This window comes from Arthrobacter sp. KBS0703, assembly GCF_002008315.2.
GTDB lineage: Bacteria > Actinomycetota > Actinomycetes > Actinomycetales > Micrococcaceae > Arthrobacter.
Genome location: NZ_MVDG02000001.1, coordinates 2,951,375 through 2,970,944, shown reverse-complemented (window position 1 = coordinate 2,970,944; position 19,570 = coordinate 2,951,375). Strand labels below are relative to the sequence as shown.

Annotated in this window: 17 protein-coding genes; 10 read left to right on the top strand and 7 right to left on the bottom strand. The window is 66.4% G+C overall.

What is annotated here, in order from left to right; all coding sequences use genetic code 11:
• Positions 1 to 189 precede the first annotated feature (189 nt).
• The gene (locus B1A87_RS13805) at positions 190 to 492 is read left to right on the top strand and encodes an acylphosphatase (protein ID WP_078029043.1); all 303 of its coding nucleotides are present in this window, start codon (positions 190 to 192) and stop codon (positions 490 to 492) included.
• Positions 493 to 502: 10 nt separating this feature from the next.
• Here the strand turns inward: B1A87_RS13805 and B1A87_RS13800 are convergent, their stop codons facing one another.
• Positions 503 to 4,243, bottom strand: coding sequence for a TM0106 family RecB-like putative nuclease (locus B1A87_RS13800; protein WP_078029044.1), 3,741 nt, complete (start codon positions 4,241 to 4,243; stop codon positions 503 to 505).
• 132 nt (positions 4,244 to 4,375) lie between these two features.
• Positions 4,376 to 4,660 (bottom strand): DUF1540 domain-containing protein, encoded by a 285-nt coding sequence (locus B1A87_RS13795; RefSeq protein ID WP_078029045.1) that lies wholly within the window; start codon positions 4,658 to 4,660, stop codon positions 4,376 to 4,378.
• Positions 4,661 to 5,026: 366 nt separating this feature from the next.
• Here B1A87_RS13795 and fdhA point away from each other — a divergent pair, with 366 nt between their 5' ends.
• Together fdhA and B1A87_RS13785 are read left to right on the top strand one after the other, a co-directional pair.
• Positions 5,027 to 6,238 carry a formaldehyde dehydrogenase, glutathione-independent gene (gene fdhA / locus B1A87_RS13790; RefSeq protein WP_078029046.1) on the top strand — a complete coding sequence of 404 codons (1,212 nt, stop codon included), beginning with the start codon at positions 5,027 to 5,029 and terminating at the stop codon, positions 6,236 to 6,238.
• Between the two features lie 415 nt (positions 6,239 to 6,653).
• Complete coding sequence (locus tag B1A87_RS13785) at positions 6,654 to 7,199, top strand: YceI family protein (protein WP_078029047.1); 546 nt, start codon at positions 6,654 to 6,656, stop codon at positions 7,197 to 7,199.
• 64 nt (positions 7,200 to 7,263) lie between these two features.
• Here the strand turns inward: B1A87_RS13785 and B1A87_RS13780 are convergent, their stop codons facing one another.
• The gene (locus tag B1A87_RS13780) at positions 7,264 to 7,995 is read right to left on the bottom strand and encodes a GntR family transcriptional regulator (protein WP_078029048.1); all 732 of its coding nucleotides are present in this window, start codon (positions 7,993 to 7,995) and stop codon (positions 7,264 to 7,266) included.
• A gap of 161 nt (positions 7,996 to 8,156) precedes the next feature.
• Between B1A87_RS13780 and B1A87_RS13775 the strand changes: the two genes are divergently transcribed.
• The 7 genes from B1A87_RS13775 (at position 8,157) to eda (ending at position 15,017) form a co-directional block, all read left to right on the top strand.
• Positions 8,157 to 9,614: an MFS transporter gene (locus tag B1A87_RS13775; RefSeq protein WP_078029049.1), complete on the top strand. Its 1,458-nt coding sequence runs from the start codon at positions 8,157 to 8,159 to the stop codon at positions 9,612 to 9,614.
• Positions 9,611 to 10,645 carry an L-idonate 5-dehydrogenase gene (locus tag B1A87_RS13770; protein ID WP_078029050.1) on the top strand — a complete coding sequence of 345 codons (1,035 nt, stop codon included), beginning with the start codon at positions 9,611 to 9,613 and terminating at the stop codon, positions 10,643 to 10,645. Before B1A87_RS13775 ends, B1A87_RS13770 begins: the two co-directional genes overlap by 4 nt.
• Positions 10,646 to 10,729: 84 nt before the next feature.
• Complete coding sequence (gene manD / locus B1A87_RS13765) at positions 10,730 to 11,941, top strand: D-mannonate dehydratase ManD (RefSeq protein WP_078029051.1); 1,212 nt, start codon at positions 10,730 to 10,732, stop codon at positions 11,939 to 11,941.
• Positions 11,938 to 12,087: a hypothetical protein gene (locus B1A87_RS24005; RefSeq protein ID WP_260680848.1), complete on the top strand. Its 150-nt coding sequence runs from the start codon at positions 11,938 to 11,940 to the stop codon at positions 12,085 to 12,087. The genes manD and B1A87_RS24005 overlap by 4 nt, the downstream gene beginning before the upstream one ends.
• Positions 12,078 to 12,929: a PfkB family carbohydrate kinase gene (locus B1A87_RS13760; RefSeq protein ID WP_260680847.1), complete on the top strand. Its 852-nt coding sequence runs from the start codon at positions 12,078 to 12,080 to the stop codon at positions 12,927 to 12,929. The genes B1A87_RS24005 and B1A87_RS13760 overlap by 10 nt, the downstream gene beginning before the upstream one ends.
• Before the next feature lie 53 nt (positions 12,930 to 12,982).
• Positions 12,983 to 14,398, top strand: coding sequence for a mannitol dehydrogenase family protein (locus B1A87_RS13755; protein ID WP_260680846.1), 1,416 nt, complete (start codon positions 12,983 to 12,985; stop codon positions 14,396 to 14,398).
• A complete protein-coding gene (gene eda, locus B1A87_RS13750) occupies positions 14,391 to 15,017 on the top strand; it encodes a bifunctional 4-hydroxy-2-oxoglutarate aldolase/2-dehydro-3-deoxy-phosphogluconate aldolase (protein ID WP_078029053.1) in 627 nt (208 codons plus the stop codon). Before B1A87_RS13755 ends, eda begins: the two co-directional genes overlap by 8 nt.
• 540 nt (positions 15,018 to 15,557) lie before the next feature.
• Here the strand turns inward: eda and B1A87_RS13745 are convergent.
• The 4 genes from B1A87_RS13745 to B1A87_RS13730 form a co-directional block, all read right to left on the bottom strand.
• Positions 15,558 to 16,754 (bottom strand): TerC family protein, encoded by a 1,197-nt coding sequence (locus tag B1A87_RS13745; RefSeq protein ID WP_078029054.1) that lies wholly within the window; start codon positions 16,752 to 16,754, stop codon positions 15,558 to 15,560.
• 155 nt (positions 16,755 to 16,909) lie between these two features.
• A complete protein-coding gene (locus B1A87_RS13740; protein ID WP_078029252.1) occupies positions 16,910 to 17,662 on the bottom strand; it encodes an SRPBCC domain-containing protein in 753 nt (250 codons plus the stop codon).
• A gap of 211 nt (positions 17,663 to 17,873) precedes the next feature.
• The gene (locus tag B1A87_RS24000; RefSeq protein WP_260681055.1) at positions 17,874 to 18,152 is read right to left on the bottom strand and encodes a winged helix-turn-helix domain-containing protein; all 279 of its coding nucleotides are present in this window, start codon (positions 18,150 to 18,152) and stop codon (positions 17,874 to 17,876) included.
• Between the two features lie 34 nt (positions 18,153 to 18,186).
• Positions 18,187 to 19,482 carry a dicarboxylate/amino acid:cation symporter gene (locus B1A87_RS13730; RefSeq protein WP_078029056.1) on the bottom strand — a complete coding sequence of 432 codons (1,296 nt, stop codon included), beginning with the start codon at positions 19,480 to 19,482 and terminating at the stop codon, positions 18,187 to 18,189.
• Positions 19,483 to 19,570: the final 88 nt, after the last annotated feature.

Below are 19,570 nucleotides of genomic sequence, written 5' to 3'. Positions count from 1 at the left end.
GACCGGTAGGGTCAGGGAACCCGGACAGTCTGAAGCCCCGTTGCCGCAACCGCGGCAACGGGGCTTCGCCGTTCCACGCCAACTTGGGGCACACGTGTGCGGGAGTGATGCTGGTCGTGACGGTCGTGACGCGGAGGGTGTTGCTGGTCGAGCCTGTCGAGACCCCGGCGGCGGGACTACATTGAATTCATGACTGGCTCGAAGGCATCGGATCCGGACATCGTCCGTCTCACGGCCCGCGTCACGGGCATGGTCCAGGGTGTCGGCTTCCGTTACTGGACGGCGCGGAAGGCCGACGAGCTGGGCCTCACAGGTGCGGTGAGAAACGACAACGACGGCTCGGTCTCCCTCGTAGTTGAGGGTCCGCAGCCGGTCATCATCGAATTCCGGCGCTGGCTGAGTTCCCCGCAGGCGCCGGGCCGGGTTGCCCACGTGGACGAGAAGATGTCGCCTGCGGAGGGCGGGTTCAGGAGCTTTGACGTAGTCGGCTGAGCGCAGGTGGTCAGCCGACGGGACGGGGACTGAGTCCAATGAACGCGCCGAGCTCCTCCAGCGCCGACGGCCGGGTGGGCATGTAGTTGGTCAACTCGGGCGAGCGGACGATCACCGCACGCCATTGGCCGCGGGAAACGGCCACGTTAATGCGGTTGCGGTTCAGCAGGAACTCGGCTCCCCGCGGCGCCTCGGCGATGGCGGAGCATGCCATGGACACGAACACCACGGGGGCCTCCTGGCCCTGGAATTTATCGACCGTCCCCACCCGCACGTCCGGGAGTCCTGCGTGATCGAGAGCGTGCCGGATGGCCTGCACTTGGGCGTTGTAGGCGGCCACGACGAGGATGTCGCTGGCCTCCAGCCGGCGCACGGGCTCATCCCGGCCCGGGGTCCACTTGAGCCCGATGTGGTCATTTGCCAGCCGCACGATCATCGCGGCTTCCTCCCGTGAGCTGGTGGTGTTGCCGCTGTGCTCAACAAGCACCGTCTCCACCCCGGCCGGGACCCCGTCCAGATGACGCAACGATGCCGCCGGAGCCGACTCCAGCTTCGCGTCGTAGCTGAGCCGTGACACTGCCTTACACAGCTGGGGATGCATCCGCCAGGAATCAGCAAGGAAGTAGCCCAGCTCGGCAGGCATGGTGGCATGTCCGGCGGACAGCCAGCCGAGGGCGGACTCGTCAACGGGCTGGGGATGGGACCCCTGCGTGACCTGTGGCAGTTGCTGCGGGTCGCCGAGCAGCAGCAGGCGCGAGGCGGACCTGGCCACTGCAAGGGTGTTGGCCAGCGAATACTGCCCGGCCTCGTCAATCACCAGCAGATCCAGCGATCCGGGCGGCACGCACTTGCCGGTCAGGGTCCACGCGGTCCCGCCAATCAGGCAGCCGGCCTGCCCGTCCAGGAGCCGGACGATGTCCTCGTCGGCGGTATGGATCCAGGGAACGTCGTGCGGCTGCGCCAGCCGCTTGGCCACCACCCGCGGATCCACGCCGGCCTTCTCAATGGCGGTGCACAGCATGTTTTCGACGACGGCGTGAGACTGGGCAACGACGCCCACCTTCCACCCGCGTTGCACCAGGCGGGCGATGACGTGCGAGCCGACATACGTCTTGCCAGTGCCCGGTGGCCCCTGGACGGCGAGGTAGGAACGGTCCAGGTCTTCCAGCGCCCCGGTGATGGCGGAGACGTAGTCGGCATTCCCCGAGGCATCATGCGCCACCGGCGGGAGGGCCGGCAGCGAGGCCAGCCGTGGAGGCTCCCGGCGGAGGATGTCGAGCCCGGCATGTTTGGGCAGCGACGGAAGTGCGGCGCCGACGAGTTGGGCGAGTTCGGCCAGTGCCGCTTCAATGCTCGCGGTGGGGATCGGCCGGTCCGGGGTCAGCGCCATAGGAAGCTGGAAGTACGGCGGGACCCGCCCGGACGACTTCTCCGTGACGGTGATGACGGTCTTGCCCTCCTGCTCGGGATGGTCCTCAACCGCCTCCACCACGGTGCCGAAGATCCCGTCCCGGGAGAGTGCTTCCCTGGCGATTCCGGCCTGCTGTGTCCCATCAGCGGTGTGAAGCCCCGCGCCGGGAGACGAGGGCCGCGGCGTGCGTCCGCCGTCGACTTCTCCGAGTCCGTCCGGCAGGGGGTCCTCGAACATGCGGAACCACGTGGAGCCGGCACGGAACTCCGAGGCCTCACTCATGACGCCGGTGAGCTGCAGGGTCCTGGATTCCGTGCGGGCACGGGCTGTGGGCGGCGCCCAGTCCGACAGGACGGCAGCCGACTCGACGATGAAGACGTTCCGCTGATCCGACCATCTGTCCACCTCGGATTCGAGGCGGTCGAAGTGCTCCCACCAGAACTGCTTGCGCTCCCGGCGGTGGTAGCCCGTGGCGGCCGCAACCATGGCCACGGCCTGTTCGTCGGCTGTCAGTTCGCGGTTGTCCGGGACGGCATCCAGATACGCGCGGAGGCGTTCCTCCTCGGCGCTTGGCTCGGCGTCGGGCTCTATCGCGGGCGCTTCCGGCGAGGAAACCTCTGCCTGGCCGGCGGCAGGCGCCGCGGCAGTAGCATCCGCTGGCCCAGCGCCAGCGGCCGGAACGCGGGCCGGGCTCCCACCCTGGTGTCGGAGCTCCAGCAGCCAGTCCCGGAGCCGCAGCGTGGAGAGGCAGTCGTACTCGTTGTAGTCGGAGATGGAGGCGAGGATGGCGGCAGCCTCCGCCTGGGTTCCGGGTCCGCCGTCGCGCGCGGTGCAATACGCCGCGTAGGCAACCACGGAGGCGCCGGCGTCCTTGACGTCCCCGGACCGCAGGTTGTTGCCCATGTACAGCGGCTCGAGTTTCTTGATGGAGTAGGAGGCCTCGGAGATCCGCAGCGAGTGCCGCACGGTTGCGTACAGGTCCACGAGCACCCCCTCGCGAAGCCAGCTGTCCACGATGTCCTCACCGGCAACATGGCTGAGCGACAGCTTGCGAAGTGCCGTCTTTTCGTACGGCGCGTAGTGGTAGACGTGCATGTCCGGGTACCGGGCGCGGCGTTCCTCCACGTAGGCGAGGAAGTCCAGGAAGGCCTGCCTTTCGCCCGCACGGGAGTGTGCCCAGAAGGGCCGGAACTCCGGCTGGGCGCCGGGAGGGTCTCCGGGCAGGGGCGCCTCAATGACGCCGAAGAGGTACTCAAGTCCCCACTGGCCCGCGGGGTCCTGCCACAGCGGATCGCCTTCGAAATCGAAGAAGATGTCACCACCGCTGGGTGCGGGGATGCTGGCCAGCGCGTTGTCCGCCAGCACCTTGTAGGTCACGGTGTGCTGTTCGCCGTCCTTGACGAAGGTGCGCGATCCGTCCGGATCCTCGCGGCTCGTCTGCATCCTGGCCTGGTCCCGCAGGCGGCGCTTGGATCCCGTCGCCAGCTCCTGCGGGAGCTCGGCCAGGGCGTCGATGGTGGTGACGCCGCCGGCAATGAGCTTCTTCCGCTGCACGGAGGTCATCCCCGCCACCATCAGCAGGTCACGGTGTTCCGCCACCTGTTCGGCGCAGTAATCGCACCTGCCGCAATGGCCGACGCCGGGCTGCTGCCACCTCACGCGCGCATCTGATGCCCGGTGGGCCGCGGTCAGCTCGCGGAACCGGACACGGCGCTCGCGGTACACAGGCAGAAGATCGGCGAGTGAGTGGACGCTGTGTTCGAGGTTGCCGAGAACCAGGGTGACACGCGGCGCCGGGGTGAGCCCGAGTTGGATCAGTTGGTCACCGTAGGCGGCCAGCTGCAGCAAGGCGCCCACCTTGGCATGCCGGGCCAGCTTGGTGTCCCACACGGCGTAGCGGCCGGCGGGTCCCCCGGCGTGGCCGCCCTCCTTGATCAGGAAGTCCGCATAGCCCAGGAACTCGCCGTCGAAAAAGGTGGCCTGGAAGACGACGTCAGCACCGGCATGTAGGGCGGCGGCTGTTTCATTGTGTTTGCTGGTCAGATCGGTGCGGTCAGTGGTTCCGCGCTCCACAGAGTAGACCCCCGTGCCGTTCGCGGCATCCCAGGCGCCGTGCTCGGCGATGAGGCCGGCCAAGACCTTGTGCTCGTGGAGATCGCCCAGCGTGCCGGCGCGCGCCTGCATCTCGTCGGCCGGAAAGTCGGCCTTGGGGGAGCGGCCCAGCTTCTCGTCGAGGATCCGGAGCGTGCGGTACTCGCACTCGCTGGCGGCCACAAGGTCAGTCGCCGAGAACACCAGATCAGCGGGCGCTCCCGGCGCAACAGGTTCGAGCAGGAACATGGGGCCTCCCCATTGGCAGCCTCGCTCCGGGACGGTTCCCGGTGCGCTGATTCGAATCTAGCAAGAGGCTATGACAATAAGGGCGATGACAATGGAGAACCCAGGATGCCTGCGTGGTTGGTGCCGCGTTGGTTACGTGTGTGCGTAGGTGAGGCAGTCGGCGTTGTCAGCACCCGGGCCCACATGGACTTCCGGGGCGTTGCACATCAGGTGGTCGTTGTGGACGCACTCGGCTCGCTGGCACGCCCCGACGTTGGCCAGAACCTTCGGCAGGCCGCCGTGGCTGCCCGTATCAATGAAAGTGGCGCAGGACGCGTGGTCAGTGGTGCCGCCAACCGTGATGGCCTCGGCGTTGCAATGGGTGTGGTCATTGAAGGAGCAGTTGGTGACGCTGCAGTCTGCGACGTGCGTGCTCATGGAGTTCCTCCGGGGTGGGTGCCGCCCGGGCTGGGCGAGGCGCTGGTTCCAACGTAGGCCCGGCCGGCCCAATCAAAAAGACCCAATAGTGTTGCGTATTTATTTGGTTCCGGGCGTCCGCTGCGGGTTGTTCGCCGGCGTGGTTTCGGCCCGGCGCATGCCGGTGAGGATCTGCTATCAATTTCCAAGTGAAGCCGGTAGACCTCACCTCCGCCGGAGTCCTAGACTGGCCTGACCCTCCACTGTCCAGGCACTGACGACGGCGTCCGGCCTGCCGCCGGGGCCTGCCCGGGAGGGCGCATCAGATCGCTCATGTATCACCGCCGACCCTTCATCGGGGAGGGTCCGGGAGGCCAGGAGGAAAAGATGGAAGGGAACAAAGCCGTTGCCTACAAGGGACCCGGCAAGGTGGAAGTCATTGATATTGACTACCCAAGTTTCGAACTCAAGGACGGGCCGGGCGTCAATCCGGCCAATGTGGGGCGCAAGGTTCCCCACGGCGCAATTCTGAAGACGGTGGCCACCAACATCTGCGGCTCAGACCAGCACATGGTGCGCGGCCGGACTACCGCTCCGCCGGACCTGGTCCTGGGCCACGAGATCACCGGCGAGGTGGTGGAGGTGGGACCGGGCGTCGAATTCATCAAGGTGGGCGATCTCTGCTCGGTGCCGTTCAATATCGCCTGCGGACGCTGCCGGAACTGCAAGGAACGCAAAACCGGTGTCTGCCTCAACGTGAACCCTGACCGGCCGGGTAGCGCGTACGGGTACGTGGACATGGGCGGCTGGGTGGGCGGCCAGGCCAACTATGTGCTGGTGCCGTACGCCGACTGGAACCTGCTGAAGTTCCCGGACAAGGACCGGGCCATGGAGAAGATCCTGGACCTGGCCATGCTGTCCGACATCTTCCCCACGGGCTTCCACGGGGCAGTCAGCGCCAACGTGGGCGTGGGCTCCACGGTGTACGTCGCGGGGGCGGGGCCTGTTGGACTCGCAGCGGCGACCAGCGCGCAGCTGCTGGGTGCCGCCGTCGTGATTGTGGGCGACCTGAACAGCGAACGGCTGGCACAGGCCCGGAGTTTCGGATGCGAAACAGTGGACCTGACCAAGGGCGGCCCGGCGGAACAGATCGAGCAGATCCTGGGGGTTCCCGAGGTGGATTGCGGCGTGGACGCGGTGGGCTTCGAGGCGAAGGGCCACGGTCAGGGCGCGCAGGAAGCCCCGGCCACCGTGCTGAATTCGCTGATGGACATCACTACTGCCGGCGGCGCACTGGGCATTCCGGGCCTCTACGTGACAGGTGATCCGGGCGGCATTGACGAGGCCGCGAAGAAGGGATCGCTGAGCCTGAGCCTCGGCACGGGCTGGGCAAAGTCGCTCAGCTTCACAACCGGCCAGTGTCCGGTGATGAAATACAACAGGCAGCTGATGATGGCCATCCTGCACGACCGCGTGCACATCGCCAAGAACGTCAACGCCAAGCCGATCCTCCTGAACGACGCTCCGAAGGGCTATGCCGAGTTCGACGCCGGTGCGGCCACCAAGTATGTCCTGAACCCCAACGGCTACCTGAGCTAAGGCGGCAGTCCGAAAGGAGGCGCGCGGAGCGGCGGTCCGGACGCCGGGCTGCCGCCCCGCCACGCGCCACACCAAAAGCGGAAACGCCCAGGGAAGCAGAGAGCCCCGCACTGCCAAATGGCGATACGGGGCTGCTCCTAGCGGCAGGAACACCACGGATGGGGGATCGAGGTGAACCTATAAATAAGGCTACGTACGTTTCCTGAAAATTAGCTAAGAGTTTGGGGGCAGTGCGGCAACTCCGGCAGGCGGACCCAGGGCCGGGTGCGGGGCCCCGTGGGGGACCTCCGTGTGCGCGTGAGGGGACTTGTTGGGGGCCATCGCCTCGCGGTTGATCCTTGACTTCACCGCCGCGCCGAACAAGTGTTGAGACCGCATCATTCGGCTGGTTTTTCGTCTTTAAGGAGATACGAACATGACTCTTCCCGCAGGCTTGACCCCCGGCACTTGGATCCTCGACGCGGCCCACAGCGAGATCGGTTTTACCGTTCGGCATGCCGGGATCAGCAAGGTCCGTGGGCGGTTTACCGACGCTACCGCCGAAGCCCGTGTGGGCAACTCGCTGGCGGAGTCATCGCTTCGCGCCACCGTCAAGACTGCCAGCTTTGACTCGGGGGACGCCAACCGCGACGCCCACGTGCGCGGACCGGACTTCTTCGACGTCGAGCAGTTTCCCGAGATGACGTTCCGCGCCACGAGCATTGAGGGCGATGGCGAGGACTACACGGTGACCGGGGACCTCACCATCCGGGGCATCACCAAGCCCGTGGAACTTGAAGTCGAGTTCACCGGCGTGGCGGTGGACCCGTTCGGTGCCACCCGGGCCGGCTGCTCCGCGGAGGCGGAGATCAGCCGCAAGGAGTTCGGCCTGACGTGGAACGCGGCGCTGGAAACCGGTGGCTTCCTGGTCAGCGACAAAGTAAAGATCGATATCGATGCAGCGCTGGTGAAGCAGGAATAGGTCAAGCAGGAACAGGTCAAGCAGGAACAGGCGCAACAGTAATGGCGCCGGCAGCAACGGCGCGTCAGGAAAGGCGCGCGATGCTCCGGCGGACAGGGCGGGATGCCGTGCCGTCCGAAAACAGGTCGGGCGACGACGCCTGAATACGCTTGACGTCCTCGAACACGCCGCGAAGGTGGATGCGGAGGGAGCTGTCCGCGTCCGCAAGGTTGTTGGCTTCCAACGCGTCCACCACCGCCGTGTGCTGCTCAATCAGCGTCGATACGGGGCGCGTGTCAATCAGGCTCAAACGCCGGGCACGGTCCAGATGCGCCTTGGCTGAATTGACGGCCGTCCAGGCCGATTCGTGGCCCGCGAGCCGGAGGAGCTCACGGTGGAAGTCCTCGTCCAGCCGGAAGAAGTCCTCGACGTCGCCCGTGGCCTCGGCGGCACGCTGGCTCGCGAGGATTTCCCGGAGGCCCGCTATCCCGGAAGCATCCAGCACCACGTCGGCGAGGGAAGCGCATTCGATGGCCTCGCGGACGAACTGCGCCTCGGATACGCGCCGCAGGTCCACCAGGGACACAAACGATCCGATCTGCGGAAAAACCTGAACCAGGCCCTCCTCGCGCAGCAGGATGAGGCTTTCGCGCACCGGCGTCCTGCTGACGCCGAGTTCCTGGGCAAGCTCGTTTTCGGACAGCGGCTCACCGGGCGGGAGCTGCAGGGAAATAATCCGACGCCGGAGGGTCTCCAGGGTCTGATCGCGCACCGAGAGCCGCGGTGACTGTCCTTTTTCGGGTCTGCCGTTTGCCATGTATCCAGTCTAGCTATCGTTGACAAACTAGAATGGTAGTGCTTGTATGGTAGTAAGAGGGCCGCCGGGACGCAGTCCCATGCGCTACCCAGGGTGGCGGCCACCTTCGCCCCGCAGAACAGCTCCACCTTCCTTTTTCATCGCCTGCAAAGGAGCAACAGATGACCGAGAGCATCGCACCGCCCACTACCACCAGGCGGGAATCCAGGACCACCCAAGACCTCGCCAAGGTTGCGGTGTCCGGCTGGCTGGGAACGGCCATGGAATTCATGGATTTCCAGCTCTACTCCCTGGCCGCGGCCATCGTTTTCAACAAGATCTTCTTCCCCGACGTAAGTCCCGTCATCGGCCTCATCGCCGCCATGGCCACCTACGGCGTCGGGTATGTGGCCCGCCTCGTGGGCGCCGTGTACTTCGGCCTCATGGGTGACAGGATCGGCCGCAAGAAGGTCCTGTTCATCACCATCGCCCTCATGGGCGCATCCACCACCCTCATCGGCGTCCTGCCCACCTACGCCATGATCGGCATCTGGGCCCCGATCCTCCTCGTGGCGCTGCGCTTGATCCAGGGCTTCGGAGCCGGCGCGGAAATCGCCGGCGCCACCGTGATGCTCGCGGAATACGCTCCCGCCCGCCGCCGCGGCCTGATCTCCTCGCTCGTCTGCCTCGGCACCAACTCCGGAACCCTCGCGGCCTCCGCCCTCTGGGCCATCCTGGTCAGCGTGCTCCCCGAAGACCAGCTGCTCAGCTGGGGCTGGCGCGTCCCGTTCCTGGCCAGCTTCGTGCTGATGATCTTCGCCGTCTGGATCCGCCGCTCCCTCAAGGAGAGCCCGGTCTTCGAACAGCGGGCCGACGTCGTGGACGGCGTCGCGCTGTCCAAGGCGGAGATCGCCAAGCAGGAAAGCGCGCAGCAGGAAACAGCACGTCCGGAAACCGTCAGGGCAACCGCCACCACAGCCAACCCCGCGGTTCCCGACCTTGCCGGCACCAGCACCATCGAGGCCGCCCTGCACCAGCGCAAGGGCAAGGCCTTCCTGATCGCCCTCGGCCTCCGCTTCGGCCAGGCCGGCAACTCCGGGCTCATCCAGACCTTCCTCATCGGCTACCTGGCAACCGTCCTGCTGGTGGACAAGTCGGTCGGCACCACGGCGATCGTCTACGGCTCCCTACTGGGGTTCATCACCATCCCCATCATGGGCCTCCTGGGTGACCGTTTCGGCCGCAGGCCGCTGTACCTCGTGCTGAGCACCCTGACGGCGCTGTTCGCCATTCCCATGATGCTCATGGTCACCAGCGGCAACACCACGCTGATCACCATCGCCATCGTCGCCGGCCTCAACCTCGGCGTGCTGAGCCTTTTCGCGATGGAAAGCGTCACCATGGCCGAGTTCTTCGGAGCGCGCACCCGCTTCACCCAGCTGGCCCTGGCCAAGGAGGTCGGCGGCATCCTCGCCACCGCCATCGGCCCGCTGCTGGCCGCCACGCTCACGGCCGTTACCGGACACTGGTGGCCGCTGGCCGCCATGCTGGTTGGCTACTCGCTCATCACCCTCGTCGCCGCCGTCGTCGGGCCCGAGGTCCGCGGCCGCGACATGGTCCGCCTGGAAGACGCGGTATGAAAGCCGTCGTAGTCCACGGAGCCAACGACCTCCGCATCGACGACCGCCCCGAGCCCGTTGCCGGGCCGGGGGAGGTAGTGCTCGACGTCGAATGGGGCGGCATCTGCGGATCTGACCTTTCGTATTGGCGCCACGGCGCCTCGGGGACGGCGGCGCTGAAGGCGCCGCTGGTCCTCGGCCATGAGGTGGCCGGCCGGATCGCCCAGTTGGGTGCCGGCGTCGAAAACCTCGACGTCGGCCAGCCGGTTACCGTGCACCCCGCGGAGCTCGTGGGGGACGGGACCATGCCAGAACGCCTCACTGGCAGGACGAACCTCTACCCGCAGATCAGGTACTTCGGCTCGGCGGCCTTCGATCCGCACACCGACGGCGGGTTCAGCGAACGGAAGCTCGCCAGGGCTTCGCAGATCCGCCCGCTGCCCGATGGCGTGGACACCCTGCACGGGGCGCTCGCGGAACCGCTCGCCGTCGCCATGCACGCCGTCAGCCGCGCCGGGTCGCTTGCCGGCCGGGACATCCTGGTCAACGGCGCCGGACCGATCGGCTCGCTGGTGATCGCGGCGGCCAAGTACGCCGGGGCGAGGGCCGTCATCGCCACGGACATCAACGACGCATCGCTGCGGATCGCCAAGGCCATGGGAGCCGACGAAGTCCTGAACGTCTCCGGCGGCGGCGCCCTGCCGCAGGACATGGAGCTGGTGTTTGAAGCCACCGGCATCCCCGCTGTGCTGGGCGGCGTCCTCCGGGCCACCGCCCGCGGCGGAACCCTGGTGCAGGTGGGCAACCTGCCCGGTGCCCCGGCGCCCGCCGCGCTGGGTGACCTGGTGACGCGGGAGATCACGTGGATCGGTTCCTACCGGTTCGTGGACGAGATCGGCGACGCGCTCCGCGCCATGGCCGACGGCCTGGACGTCTCCCCGGTCATCACCCACAAGTTCGGCATCGACCAGGCCGAGGAAGCCATGCGCGTCTCGGCTGACCCCTCTGCCGGCAGCAGCAAGGTCATGCTCCGCCTCAGCCCAACTGAGTAGCAGCAGGTGTCGTTCTGAGGGCTCAAAACGGCATCCGCTGCGACCTACTTGCCTATTTCCACCACACATCCGAAGGACCAACCAGTGAAGATCACCGACGCACGGGTAGTGGTTTCGTCGCCAGGACGGAATTACGTCACGCTCGTTATTGAAACCGAGGACGGCGTGACCGGCATCGGCGACGCCACGCTCAACGGCCGCGAGCTGGCTGTCGCGTCCTATCTCTCCGAGCACCTGTGCCCGCTGCTGATCGGCCGCGACGCACGCCGCATCGAAGACGCGTGGCAGTACTTCTATAAGGGCGCCTACTGGCGCCGCGGGCCGGTGACCATGACCGCGATCGCTGCGATCGACGTCGCGCTGTGGGACATCAAGGGCAAGGTGGCCGGCATGCCGGTCTACGAACTCCTGGGCGGGGCGGCGCGCGAGGGCGTCATGGTCTACGGGCACGCCAGCGGCTCAACGCTGCAGGACCTGAGCGCCGATTTCCAGCACCACCTGGACCTCGGTTACAAAGCCATCCGGGCGCAGGCTGCCGTGCCGGGGCTGGAAAAGACCTACGGGATCGCCCCGGTGGACGGCAGGACCTACGAGCCGGCCAGCGACAACGTCCCGCAGGAGGATATGTGGGAAACCACGTCCTACCTGGACTTCGCGCCGAAGATGATGGCGCACGTTCGCGAGGAGTTCGGCTACGGCGTGCACGTCCTGCACGATGTGCACCACCGGCTGACGCCAATCGAGGCCGGCCGGCTGGGCGCCTCGCTCGAGCAGTACCGCCCGTTCTGGATCGAGGATCCGACGCCGGCCGAGGACCAGTCGGCGTTCCGCCTGATCCGCCAGCACACCACCACGCCCATTGCCGTGGGCGAGGTATTCAACTCGATCTGGGACTGCCAGCAGCTGATCTCCGAACGCCTGATCGACTACATCCGCACGTCCGTATCGCACGCCGGCGGCATCACCCACCTGCGCCGCATCTTCTCGCTCGCGGACCTGTACGGCGTCCGGTCCGGCTCGCACGGCGCGGGTGACCTCTCGCCCGTTTCCTTCGCCGCGGCCCTGCACGTGGACATGAGCATTCCGAACTTCGGCGTGCAGGAATACATGGGCCACCGGGACCCTGCGGGCGAGGTCTTCAAGACGTCCTACACCTTCACCGACGGCTACATGCACCCCGGTGAGGCCCCGGGCATCGGCGTCGAGTTCAACGAGGAGGCGGCTGCCGCCTTCCCGTTCGACCCGAAGTACCTGCCCATCAACCGCCGGCTCGACGGGTCGGTGCACGACTGGTGAGCGCCTCAACGCAACAGAACGGGCCGTTCGACGTCGTCGTGATGGGGGAGATCCTCGTTGAGGTGGCCACCGACGTGGCGTTCGGCCACGGCGTGCCGGCCCAGCTGGGCATCTCCTGTCTCTTATACACATCTAGATGTGTATAAGAGACAGTCGCGGCGGCTGCCGCGGCGGCCGGCGCCCGCAGGGGCTGCTGGCCGTGCTGCCCGACGACGACCTCGGCCAGGCGATCGCCGCCAGAATCCGGGAACTCGGCATTTCCGACGAGCTGCTGACGTTCAGGACCGGCCAGCAGGGCGTCTACCTGGTGCACTGCGATCCGGACGGGCAGCGGGAGTTCTCCTACGCCCGCTCGGGCAGCGTGGGGTCCACGCTCGGCCCGGACGATGTTGATCCGGCCGTGGTCGCGGCGGCAGGGGCTGTCATTGCCGGCGGGATCGCCTGCGCCATTTCCGCGTCGTCCCGGGCGGCCGTCCTCAAGGCAGCGGCCGTGTCCCGCCGTTTCGTTTTCGATCCCAACTTCCGCCCCCGGCTCACGTCCGTGGAAGAGGCGACGGCGGTCCTCACCGAACTGGCGCCGCGGACCTTCCTGGTCACGCCGTCCTTTCCGGGCGAGACGTCCGCGCTCCTGGGCTGCGCCACACCGAAGGAAGCCGCAGCGAAGCTCCGCAGCCTTGGTGCCGCGAACGTCGCCGTGACCTGCGGGGCGGAAGGCATCCAGCTTGAGAGCGAGCATGACTCCGCCTGGGTCAACGCGATTCCGGCGCCGTCGGTGGTGGACCAGACGGGGGCGGGCGACGCCTTCGTGGGCACCCTGACCGCCCGGATGGTGCTGGGCGACAGCCTTCCCGCGGCCGCCCGGTACGGCGCGGCAGCCGCATCGCTCGTGGTGGGCGGCAAGGGCGGCACCGGCTTCATCCCCACCTTCGAGCAGACAAGCGCACATGCGCTGCGGACCCCCGAAGGAGAACTGTCATCACACGCCTGAGCGCCGCGTCGCTGGCTGCGTCGCTGGCTTCCGGCGGAAGCCGCCAGGAACTGTTGCCGCGCGAAAAGCTGCGGCCCGGCATCGTGCACCTCGGCCTGGGTGCCTTCGCCCGCGCGCACACGGCCGTGTTCACCGAAAACGCGATGCTGGCCACCGGCGATCTTAATTGGGGGATCACCGGGGTCACCCAGCGCTCGGATACGGTGGCGCGCCGGCTGGCGCCGCAGGACGGGCTTTTCACCGTGACCGAGCGGGGGAGCGGCGCCGCTCCGCTCCGCCTGGTGTCGAGCATCGTGGAGGCCATTTCCGGGCGGGACCATCCCGGAGCCGTGGTGGACCGCATTGCCGACCCGTCGACGTCGGTCATCACGCTCACCATCACGGAGAAGGGCTACCGGATCGATCCGCGCACCGGATCCCTCAACACCGCAGACGAACAGGTCCGGGCCGACCTCGCGGGGCAGCCTCCGCAGACGGCCATCGGGCAGATCGCACGCGGGCTGCAGCAGCGTGCCCGGGCCGACACCGGGCCCATCACCGTGGTTTCGTGCGACAACCTTCCCGGCAACGGGGAGCTGACTGGCAGGCTGGTGCGCGCGTTCGCCGCCGAACTCCCGGCCGCCGAGGCCGAGCCGCTGCTGGCCTGGCTCGCCGCGAACGTCACGTTCCCCAACACGATGGTGGACCGGATGGTCCCGGCCACCACGGCCGGTGACCTGGACGCCGTCGAACGCGAACTGGGGCTCCGCGACGAGGCCGCCGTGGTGGCGGAACCGTTCCTGCAGTGGGTCATCGAGGACAACTTTGCGTCCCGCCGGCCGCGGTGGGAAGACGCCGGCGCCCTGTTCAGCACGGACGTGGCGGCGTGGGAGGCGGCCAAACTGCGCCTGCTCAACGCGAGCCACTCCATGCTGGCGTACCTGGGCCTGGCGGCGGGCAAACCCACCATCAGCGACGCCGTGGGCGAGGACGCGTTCCTGACCGCTTGCCGGCGGATGATGCACGAGGACGCGCTGCCCACCATCAGCCTCCCCGAGGGGCTGGACGGGAACGAATACTGCGCCCAGGTGCTCAGCCGGTTCGCGAATCCCGCACTAGGCCACACCACCGCAAAGGTGGGCAGCGACGGCTCGCAGAAGATCGGGTTGCGGCTGCTGAGCACCGTCCGCGGGAATCTCGACGCTGGCCGCGAACCACGGTGGGCCGCGCTCGCCGTTGCTGCCTGGATGCGGCACGTGGCGTCGACGCCGCTGGAACAGCTCGACGATCCCCTCGCCGCTGAACTCCACGCGGCACTTCCCGCCACGCGGACCGCCGCCACGGTGGTGCCGGCGCTCCTGGGTTGCGGCAGCATTTTCGACGGCGAACTGGCGGCGAACGCTGTTTTCGCCGCCCTCCTCACGCACTGGTACGGCATTATCGACACGCACGGGCTGGACGGCCTGAGAAAAGAGATCAACCATGGCTGACGCCACCAGCGTTCTGCACGTTTCCCCGGTCATTCCGGTGGTGACTATCGACGATCCCCAGCACGCGGTTCCCGTGGCCCGCGCACTGGCCGACGGCGGCATCCGGATCATCGAGCTCACCCTGCGGACGGACAGCGCCCTGACGTCGCTGAAGCTCATCGCCAACGAGGTGCCGGACATCCTCGTGGGCGCGGGCACCATCCTCACGCCGGGCCAGGCCGACGCCGCAGTCTCGGCCGGCGCGCAGTTCCTGGTCAGCCCGGGCGTCACACCCGCCCTGCTGGATCACATGCTCGGCCTGGACGTTCCGGTGCTGCCCGGCGTGGCGACCGTGGGCGAGGTGATGGCCGTCCTGGAAAGCGGGCTCGAGGCCATGAAGTTCTTCCCGGCCGGTCCCGCCGGCGGCCCGGCCTACCTGGCGGCCATCGGGGCGCCCATTCCGCACGTGCAGTTCTGCCCCACGGGAGGCATCAGCCTGGCCACAGCGCCGGACTATCTCAGGCTGCCCAACGTCTCGTGCGTCGGCGGCAGCTGGCTCACCCCGCGGGCGGCGGTCGAATCCGGGAACTGGCAGCAGATCACGGACCTCGCGCGGCAGGCTGCAGGGCTCGGGACTTAGGCTCTTTAAGTCAGGCCGGCGTCAGCCCTGGGGATTTAGACCCCCGATTCCGGCGAGCATGGACGAACTCCGAAATTCCATAGTCGTGGCAACTGGACGCGCGTAGAGTCGAGAAGGACCGGTCTACCGACGGTCGCAGGCTGGATAGACGGACACTGAACGGAGGAGTTCACGATGAACTTGGGCAACAAGATCAGGCATGCCGCAGAACGTCTGAAGGGACGGACAGGCGGTGCCGCCGGACACACGGGCATGGCCCGGCCGAATGTTTCGGGACGCGGCCACACCGGCGCCAGCGGAATCGGCGAAAGAATCCGGCACTTCCTGAAGAGGCACTAACCCTGCGTGCATACCCCGAGTGTCCTGTGTTCCCGTGGTGACGTGTCGGGACTGACCTACACCTGACTGACACGCACGGGGACGCCGGACTGGCAGATAAATTGCGAAGCGGTCTTGGCCGCCGCCAAGGAGCAAGCGCAACGCGGGGTCACATCGCGCCCAATGGAGCGGCCGAATTGGGCCGTAGGTGACCCCGCGTTGCTATTTCTCTCCGGCCCGCTCAAGCGCCTGGTCGTGCTCGGCGTGGGCCTTCCGGAGCAGGTCCATGAACTCGGTCTCGTTCCGGATCAGCCGCTTGTACTTCTCCGGGAGCTTCTTCAGCTCTTCCTCCTCGCGGACCATCTTGTCGAAGATGCGCTCCCGCTCCCTGATGTCCGTTTCGTAGTTGAGGTCCACATACTCGGTGGCGTGCCGTTTGGCGCCGGATACCTTGGTCTTGGCCTTGCCCTTGGGGCTGAGGACCGAGGCGAGGACGGTGACGGTGAGGACGCCGAGGATCACCGCGAGGGAGGTTGCGGTGCTGATTTCGACGACGTTGACGTGTTCGCCGTCGTTGACGAACGGCAGGTTGTTCTCGTGCAGCGCATGCAGGATGAGCTTGACGCCGATGAAGGCGAGGATGGCGGCGAGGCCGTAGGCCAGGTAGATCAGGCGGTCCAGCAGTTCATCGATGAGGAAGAACAGTTGCCGCAGGCCCATGAGCGAGAACGCCGTGGCGGTGAAGACGATGAAGACGTTCTGGGTCAGGCCGAAGATGGCGGGGATGGAGTCGAGCGCAAACAGGATGTCCGTGCCGCCGATCGCCACCATCACCAGGAGCATCGGGGTGAGGACGCGTTTGCCGTTGTCCACGGTGAAGAGTTTGTCGCCGTCGTAGTGTTCCGAGGCCGGCAGGAACTTCTTGGCGAGCCGGACCACCAGGCCTTCGCTGTCGTCGTCGTGGGAGTCGGGCTTGAGCAGGTTGCCGGCGGTGATGAGCAGGATCAGTCCGAAAATGTAGAAGACCCAGGCGAAGCTGTTGATCAGCGCGGCGCCGAGGAAGATGAAACCGGTCCGGGCGATCAGCGAAAAGACGATGCCGAACAGGAGGACTTTCTGCTGGTCCGCGCGCGGCACCTTGAAGCTGGCCATGATGATGAGGAAGACGAAGAGGTTGTCCACGGACAGCGCCTTCTCGGTGACATACCCGGCGAAGTACTCGGTGCCCATCGTGTGGCCGCCGAAAATCCAGACGCCCAGGCCGAATGCCAGGGCCATGCCCACGTAGATGGCGGACCAGACGGCGGATTCTTTCAGGGAAGGGGTGTGGGCCTTGCGGACGTGGAAGAAAAAGTCGAAGGCCAGGAGCGCCAGAATTCCTGCGACGGTGAGGATCCAGACGAATAGGGGAACTTCCATGCTGCCTCTTTCCTGAGCGATGAGGGGCGCGCCGGAGAGCCCGCCGGGCAATTCTCCCGTGTGGAACACACCCCGGGGCCTGGAAACAACCCTACCCAGTCAGGTCTGGCGCGCCGCAACCCGCAGTTTCCGCGCAGCAGTTCCCCGCGGCCCGCTCAGGCGTACATGAGGGAGCCTGGCGTCGTCAGTTTCTGGCCGGTTTCGAGCCAGGTCTTCAGACCGGAGAGGATCATTGGCCAGCCGCCGTAGAGCTGTTCGTTGGCGCCTTCGCGGAGCTGATCGTGCGTGACGGTCAGGTGGCAGGAATCGTCGCCTACCGGTTCGATCTCCCAGGTGATCCGCGAGGTGCCCTCGGCCTTGACGTCCTCGCCCCAGAGTGCGCGCATGGTCTGCACCAGCCGCCGCGGGGGATCGACCTCGACGTTTTCGCCCTCGCCGAGGAGGTCCCCTCCCGCGGGCGCCATCTCGAACCGGGACCCCGGCGTCCAGTCCGACCGGATCCGCATCCCGAACTGGTACTTGCTGCGGATCTCGCTGTCCGTGATGGCTTCCCAGAGCCGTTCCGGGGTGGTCTTGATGTAGATCTCGAAAATCTTTTCCATGGGACTTTCCAATCTGGTTTTGAGGTCGCTGAGCGCAGCGGCCCATGGTTCTGCATATTTGCTCACCCAGCGGTCGTGGACGAGCCTGATGGGCACCGGATTCAGGAAGTGCAGCTTCTCGCGCCCCCGACGCCGGGTCACCACGAGGCCGGCGTCCTCTAGCAGCTTGAGGTGCTTCATAACCCCGAAGCGGGTGATCTCGAACCGCGCTTCCAGGGCCGAGAGCGTCTGGCCGTCCTCACGGAAGAGTTCGTCCAGCAGTTCCCGGCGGATGGGGTCGGCCAGGGCCTTGAATACGGCGTCCACAAGGCCAGAATAGGTGACCATTTGGTCACATGTCAACGGTCCGTGGGGGCCGCGGGGTTTCCGGATTCCGGGTTCGGGGGATTCCGGGGTTGGCGGCCGGCTTGGAACCCCTGGCCTCCGGCAACTGGGTAGCAGCTGACGCCGTTTTCAGGGCCGTTTTCAGGGCCCAGAACGGTGTGTGCTGCTACCCAGTCGGGCTGAGCGCTGAGCGCTATTTTGGGGGAGCGCCAGCGGTCAGGGAATAGAACGGGGTGCAGCTGGCCCTCATGCCGGGGGAAATATTGGACCGCACCATCGACGCGCCCTCGAGCGCTGCGAGGTGGTAGCGGACGGTGTCCCTGGAGGCACCAAGTGCGCTGCTGATGTCGGACACTTTGCTCGCCCCGTTTTCTGACAGATATTCGACGATCCCCGATCTGATCCGGTTGCGTCGCAAGGCGGGGCCGACGGTATCCGTGTGATGTGGCGCCCGGCGGACCGGGACGTTCATTACCTTTGGCAAGTAAACTGCCTTCCAGCCCGGGTCAGCGCGTCGCAGTTGCCAGGTCGCGGGCCTCTTGCCCGTCTTCAACCGGGAGAGCCTCAACCGGGAGAGCCTCGTCGCGGGGAGCAGATTTATCGTGGCTTCGGCCGATGACGGCGGTGGCGATGGCATTTCCCAGGATGTTGGTTGCCGTGCGGCCCATGTCCAGGAGCTGGTCGATCACCAGAAGGACACCGATACCTGCCGCGGGGATGCCGAAGCCTGGGACGACGGCGGCCACGACGACGAGCGACCCGCGCGGCACGCCCGCCATGCCTTTGCTGCTGAGCAGAAGCATCGCGGTCATGGCGATCTGCTGGCCAAGGTCCATGTCAATGCCGTACGCATTCATCAGGAAGACCGAGGCGAAGGTCATGTACATCATGGATCCGTCGACGTTGAAGGAGTAGCCCAAGGGCAACACGAAACCGGTGGTGCGCTTCTCGATGCCGAACTTGGTCAGGCCTTCAATGAGCTTGGGCAGGGCAGCTTCGCTGCTGGAGGTCGCGAATGCGATGACAATGGGTTCGCGTATGATCCGGACCAGGCGGAACGCCGCCCGTCCGAGAAAGGCAACGGCCACGGCGATCATGAGGACCCACAGGGCCGAGAGGGACATGTAGAACCCGCCGATGAAAGAAGCGTAGGTGGCGAACGCGTCGAGGCCCTGGGAGGTGAAGGCCGACGCGATGCCCGCGAAGACGCCGACGGGTGCCGCCAGCATCACGTACCCGGTCACCTTGAACATGACGCCCATCAGCTCGTCGATTGCGTTGGCGATGGAGGAGTGGCCCTTCTTCCGAAGGTTCAGCAGGGCGATGCCGAAGAGTGCGCCGAACACGAGGATCTGAAGGGGATTGTTGGCCGTCAGGGCAGCGAAGACGCTCGTGGGGATGATGTGGGTGATGAACTCCTGGTAATCGAGGGGTTTCGTTTCCATCCCCGCGTCACCTCCCGGCATCAGGTGGAGGCCGTCACCGACATTGAGTACGTGAGCCGTGATGAATCCGAAGGCGCCGACGAGGACGGAGGCGGTCAGGAACCAAATCATCGAACGGCCGAAGAGCTTCCCCACGCCGGCGGATTTCGCAGCTCCGGCAATGCCGGAGACAAGGGTGGCGAAGATCAGGGGAGCGATGATCATCTTGATCAGGTTAAGGAACATATGGGTCACGGTGTCGAGGACCGTCACGAGGGATTCGCGGGCGTCTGCGGCCAGCAGCCAGTGGCACACCAGACCGCTGATGATCCCGAACAGTAGCGCTGCCAGAATCCACATAGTTGATTTGTTTTTCATCGTCAGTCCTTGGGTAGGTCCAGTTTCACGGACGGTTCCGGGCACGACGGCGTGCCCCTCACCACTGTGCGGGAAGAGTGAATGGGTG